Annotated in this window: 6 protein-coding genes; 4 read left to right on the top strand and 2 right to left on the bottom strand. The window is 74.4% G+C overall.

What is annotated here, in order from left to right; genetic code table 11:
* Positions 1-91: 91 nt before the first annotated feature.
* A complete protein-coding gene (locus PYV61_RS20580) occupies positions 92-613 on the bottom strand; it encodes a phosphoribosyltransferase (protein WP_275835141.1) in 522 nt (173 codons plus the stop codon).
* A gap of 192 nt (positions 614-805) precedes the next feature.
* Here PYV61_RS20580 and PYV61_RS20575 point away from each other — a divergent pair, with 192 nt between their 5' ends.
* The 4 genes from PYV61_RS20575 to PYV61_RS20560 all read left to right on the top strand — a co-directional run bounded on the left by PYV61_RS20575 (position 806) and on the right by PYV61_RS20560 (position 4,998).
* Positions 806-1,336: a tetratricopeptide repeat protein gene (locus tag PYV61_RS20575; RefSeq protein ID WP_275835139.1), complete on the top strand. Its 531-nt coding sequence runs from the start codon at positions 806-808 to the stop codon at positions 1,334-1,336.
* Positions 1,337-1,350: 14 nt separating this feature from the next.
* The gene (locus PYV61_RS20570) at positions 1,351-2,118 is read left to right on the top strand and encodes a ParA family protein (RefSeq protein ID WP_275835137.1); all 768 of its coding nucleotides are present in this window, start codon (positions 1,351-1,353) and stop codon (positions 2,116-2,118) included.
* Complete coding sequence (locus PYV61_RS20565; protein ID WP_275835135.1) at positions 2,115-3,023, top strand: hypothetical protein; 909 nt, start codon at positions 2,115-2,117, stop codon at positions 3,021-3,023. The genes PYV61_RS20570 and PYV61_RS20565 overlap by 4 nt, the downstream gene beginning before the upstream one ends.
* A gap of 106 nt (positions 3,024-3,129) precedes the next feature.
* Positions 3,130-4,998, top strand: coding sequence for a long-chain fatty acid--CoA ligase (locus PYV61_RS20560; protein WP_275835133.1), 1,869 nt, complete (start codon positions 3,130-3,132; stop codon positions 4,996-4,998).
* Positions 4,999-5,011: 13 nt separating this feature from the next.
* Here PYV61_RS20560 and PYV61_RS20555 read toward each other — a convergent pair.
* Positions 5,012-5,193: hypothetical protein (locus PYV61_RS20555; protein ID WP_275835131.1), on the bottom strand; the 182-nt coding region annotated here is incomplete at its 5' end.

Raw genomic sequence — 5,193 nt, 5'->3', positions numbered from 1 at the left:
CTGCGACCTGCGACCTGCGACCTGCGACCTGCGACCTGCGACCTGCGACCTGCGAACGCCTCGACGTCGCAGGTCGCAGGTCGTAGGAAAGTCAGATCCTTCCCTCGTAGGTGGGGTTGGGGACAAGCTCCCCGTCGACCAGCACCTCGCGGTCCCACGGGAGCACGATCCCGCTCTCGGTGGCGAGGGCGTGGAAGTCGGGCTCGTAGCTGCCCGTCCGGAAGCCGACGGCGGTGCGCACGGTGTGGGCGCCGGCGTTGACGACGGCGTGGCGCGCGAGGCGCAGCGTGTCGCCCGAGTCGCACGTCTCGTCGACGATCAGCACGCGCCGGCCGCGCACCTCCTGCGGCGCAGCGCCGATGACGGCCGGCGTCTCGCGGACCGTCTCGGCGCGGTAGCGGCGGCTCACCGTGATGGCGGCGAACGGGCGGTCGAGGATCGCGGCGATGACGGCGCCGGGGACGACGCCCGCGGTCGCGACGCCCACGACGAGCTCCGGGTCGTAGGCGCGCGCGACCTTGAGGGCGAGCGCGCGCGACAGCTCGCCGAAGAGGGGCCACTCGACGACGAGCAGCCCCTTGGCGGGGTCGAGCGCGTAGCGGCGCGGGGACATGGGCGTGGGCGGCGGAGTGTGGTCCGGCGGGCGGCGGCGCGCGACTGCGCAGGATTCTAGCCGCGACGCCGCCCCCCGCCAGCGCGGGGGTGCCGCCGCGCGGCTTGTAGCGCCTCCGCCGGCGGGCTAGCTTGCCCCTCCCCGCCAGCGCCCCGGCGCCGGCCGGCCCAGCCCCCGCCCCGCCCCGATCGCATGTCCTGGTGGAGCCGCCTGACCGGCGGCAAGTCCGAGAGCGACGCCAAGGCCGGCCGCGTCGACTACCTGAGCGAGGCGCTCGCCCTGGAGCGTCAGGGGGACTACGACGCGGCGCTGACGTCGTACCGGCTCGCGCTGCGCGACCGGCCGAACGACCAGCGGGTGCTGCAGAACATGGCCATCGCCTACAGCCGCCTCGGGCAGCTGGAGGAGGCGATCCGCTGCTACCGCCGCGCGCTGGAGCTCGACCCGGGGCTCGGCGGCGCGCACTACGGGCTCGCATTCCTGCTGCTCAAGCGCGGCGAGAACGAGGGGGCCGCCGAGCACCTGGAGGCGTTCCTGGCGCGCCCGCCGCACTCGCCCGACGCCGAGCGCTGGGTGCGCCACGCGCGGCAGACGCTGGAGGCGATGCGGAACCCCGCCGGCGACGGCGCGCCCGTCGACGGGACGGCCGGCCCCTCGCCCGCCAGCGCCTCCGAGCCGTGGCCGCCCGAGGCCGCCGGCCCGGCCGCGCCCGGCGCGGGTTGACGGACGGGCCGCGCGTGGGACACGTCCTCGCCATCGTCAGCCAGAAGGGGGGAGTCGGGAAGACGACCACGGCGGTGAACCTGGCCGCCGCGTTCGCCCGCCGCGGGCTCAAGACGCTCCTCGTCGACACCGACCCGCAGGGCTCCGTGCGCTACGGCGTCGGGCTGCGGCGCGGCCACGAGTCGTGGGGGTTCGCCGACTACCTGAGCGGCGAGCGCGAGCTGCGCGAGGTGATCCTCCCCACCTCCCTCCCATGGCTGCGCGTCATCCTCGCCGGCACGGTGAGCGACGAGGCGGAGCACGCGCGCTACCAGCACCTGGTCGCCGAGACGGGGCTGCTCAAGGACCTGCTGCACACGGCGCGCGAGCGCTGCCACGTCGTCGTCGTCGACACGCCGCCCGGGCTCGGCCCGATCACGCGCCGAGTGCTGGAGGCCAGCCAGCATGTGCTGGTCCCGCTGCAGGCGGAGCCGCTGGCGCTGCAGACGACGCCGCAGATCCTGCGCGGCATCCAGGACGTGGTGCGCGTCAACGACGAGCTGACGCTCGACGGGATCCTGCTGACGATGTTCGAGTCGGGGAACCCGGCCGCCGAGCGCACCGCGCAGTACGTGCGGCGCCACCTGCCGCAGCACATGGTGTTCGACATCGTGGTGCCGCGCACCGCCGCCACCGCCGACGCCTTCGCGGCCGGCCAGCCCGTGGTGCTGCGCGACCCGGCCGACCCGTCGAGCCAGGCCTACGTCAACCTGGCGACGCTGCTGGCGGAGCGCTTCCGGTGAGCGGGCGGCGGGACGCGGCGCGCCGCCTCGGCGCGCTCGCGGGGGCGGCGCTGGGCGCGGCGGCGTGCGTCGAGATCACCACCGCCGAGCAGGGGGTGCTGTCGATCCGCTTCGAGCCGCTGCCGCCGTCGATCGTGGCCGGCGACACGCTGCGCGACTCGACGGGGCGGGTGCAGCGGCTGCGCGCCGTCGCGTTCGGCGAGAGCGGCGACACCGTAACGGGGGCGACCTTCGTGTTCGCGTACCTCCCGACCGCGGGCGACACCGCCGGCGGGGGGCGGGCGCTGCGCGTGGACTCGGTGACGGGGCTGGTGCGCGCCGACACGCTGCCGCGGACGGCGGCGGCGCGGATCAGCGCGTCGTTCGGGCGCCAGCTGCAGGCGCTCGACACCATCGCGATCGTGCGGAAGCCCACGCGCCTGTCGCGCGTCGGCCCGGCGTCGGTCGCGCTGCCGTACCTCTGCATCGACTCGTCGCGCGCGCTGCTCGTGGACACGCTGCAGTTCGGCACGGCGTCGCCGCCGCTCGGCGTGCGGCTCTACGGCGACAGCGGGAGCGCCGCGACCGACAGCGTGCCGGTGCCGAGCTACCTGGTGGAGTACCGGATCGTCGCCCCGGCGCAGATCCCGACCGGCACCGTGCCGTACGGCGACGTGCGGCCGGCGCTGTACCTGACGAACGGCCGCGTCGACCGCCCGCTGCGCTTCGACACCACCAACGTCTCGGGGCAGACGACGACCGCGCTGCGCGTGGTCGGCCCCCTGCTGACGCCGACGAGCGTCCCCGGCGACTCGGTGGTCGTCGAGGCGCAGGCGTTCTACCGCGGGGCGCCGGTGGACACGGCGGTCCGGTTCCGCGTCCGGCTGACGCGCGTCCCGCGCGCCGGGCAGGCTTCCTGCCCCTGAGGGGGGCGGCCGCGGACCTGTCGAGCCCGCGGTCCGAGGTCTAGCTTCCGCGGTACGCGCCCCGCGCGTCCCCCCACACGCACGCTCCACGCATCCGGAGGCGGCGATGCTCGCACAGGAGACCCGGCCCGCGTCCCCGGGGGCCGCGGCGGAGGTCCAGTTCGCCCACGGCGGCCCGCGCCCCGCGCCGGGCACGCTGACGCAGCTCTTCTTCGACGCGGTCCGCGAGTACGACAAGCCGGACGCGATGCTCCACAAGGTGGGCGGCGTCTGGACGCCGATCCCGCACCGCGCGGTGCTGGAGCGCGTGCGCCGGATCGCGCTCGGGCTGCAGGAGCTCGGCGTGGCGCGCGGCGACCGCGTCGCCATCCTGTGCGAGAACCGCCCCGAGTGGGCGATGGCGGACTACGGCTGCCTGACCATCGGCGCGGCCAGCGTCCCGATCTACCCGACGCTCCCCGGCGAGCAGATCCCGCACCTGCTGAACGACTCGGGCGCCGCGGTGGTGTTCGTGTCGACGCCGGCGCAGGCGGCCAAGATCCGCGCGATCCGCCCGGGGTGCGCCGGCGTGCGCCACGTGATCGGGATCGACGCCGGCGCGGCCGACGGGTGCGACCTCACGCTGGCCGAGCTGGAGCAGCGCGGCGCCGCCGCCGAGAGCGCCGAGCGGAACGCGCGGTGGCAGCAGGAGGCGCTGGCGGTGCGCCCCGACGACCTGGCGACGCTGATCTACACGTCGGGGACGACCGGGACGCCCAAGGGCGTCATGCTGACGCACGACAACTTCCACTCGAACGTGATGGCGGCGCGCACGAGCGTCGGCTTCGGCCGCGACGACGTGGCGCTCAGCTTCCTCCCGCTCTCGCACGTGTTCGAGCGCGAGGGGGACTACATGTACTGGTCGTGCGGCACCTGCATCGCCTACGTCACGTCGATCGACGACGTCGCGCAGTCGCTGCAGGAGGTGAAGCCGACGTTCGCGATGGGCGTGCCGCGGCTGTACGAGAAGATGTACGCCCGCGTGTTCGAGAACGCCGTCGCCGGCGGGGGGCTCAAGAAGAAGATCTTCTTCTGGGCGCTCGGCGTCGCCGACCGGTGGGCGAACGAGAAGCTGGCGGGGCGCGAGCCCGGCGGGATGCTCGCCTGGCAGTACGGCGTCGCGCAGAAGCTCGTCTTCTCGAAGCTGAAGGAGCGCACCGGCGGGCGGCTCCGCTACTTCGTGTCGGGGGGGGCGCCGCTGGCGCCCGAGATCAACAAGTTCTTCTACGCCGCGGGGATCGTGATCCTCGAGGGGTACGGGCTCACCGAGACGTCGCCGGTGATCGCGGTGAACACCCCCGCGCACTTCCGCATCGGCACCGTCGGCCGCCCGATCGCCGGCGTCGAGGTCAAGATCGCGCCCGACGGCGAGATCCTGGCGCGCGGCCCGAACATCATGAAGGGCTACTTCAACAAGCCCGAGGCGACGGCCGAGGCGATCGACGCCGACGGGTGGTTCCACACCGGCGACATCGGGCGGCTGGAGGACGGCTTCCTCCGCATCACCGACCGCAAGAAGGACATCATCGTGACCGCCGGCGGGAAGAACATCGCCCCGCAGCCGATCGAGAACGCGGTCAAGACGTGCAAGTACGTCTCGCAGTGCGTGATGATCGGCGACAAGCGCCGCTTCCCGTCGCTCCTCGTGGTCCCGAACTGGGAGGCCGTCGAGAAGTGGTCGCGCGACGAGGCGAAGCTGACGTGGACGTCGCGCCGCGAGCTGATGGACCGCCCCGAGGTGCGCGCGAAGATGGACCAGGAGGTGCGCGCGAAGCTGGACGGGCTGGCGTCGTTCGAGATGCCGAAGAAGATCGCGCTGCTGGAGCACGACTTCTCGATCGAGCGCGGCGAGCTGACGCCGAAGCTGAGCGTCAAGCGCAAGGTGGTCGACGAGTCGTACCGCGACGTCATCGACGCGATGTACGCCGAGGAGTAGCCCGGGCGGCGGGTCAGGCGCGCCGCAGCGGGACGACGTCGCTCGCCACGACCGCGTCACGCTCGGCGACCCAGTGCGCGTCGTCGCGCGCCAGCTCCGTCACCCCGTCGGGGAGCGGGGCGGCGGCGGGGGCGACCAGGCGGCCGCGGTGGCGCGGCGCGCGCAGCGCGGCCGCGAGCCGTTCGGGGTCCGCGG

It is taken from the genome of Roseisolibacter sp. H3M3-2 (assembly GCF_029211165.1).
GTDB lineage: Bacteria > Gemmatimonadota > Gemmatimonadetes > Gemmatimonadales > Gemmatimonadaceae > Roseisolibacter.
This window is presented reverse-complemented; position numbering and strand designations above follow the sequence as displayed.

Bases quoted from the DNA above. Each gene is read 5' to 3' on its own strand.
- PYV61_RS20580 (WP_275835141.1), bottom strand. From the start codon at position 613: ATGTCCCCGCGCCGCTACGCGCTCGACCCCGCCAAGGGGCTGCTCGTC.
- PYV61_RS20575 (WP_275835139.1), top strand. From the start codon at position 806: ATGTCCTGGTGGAGCCGCCTGACCGGCGGCAAGTCCGAGAGCGACGCC.
- PYV61_RS20560 (WP_275835133.1), top strand. From the start codon at position 3,130: ATGCTCGCACAGGAGACCCGGCCCGCGTCCCCGGGGGCCGCGGCGGAG.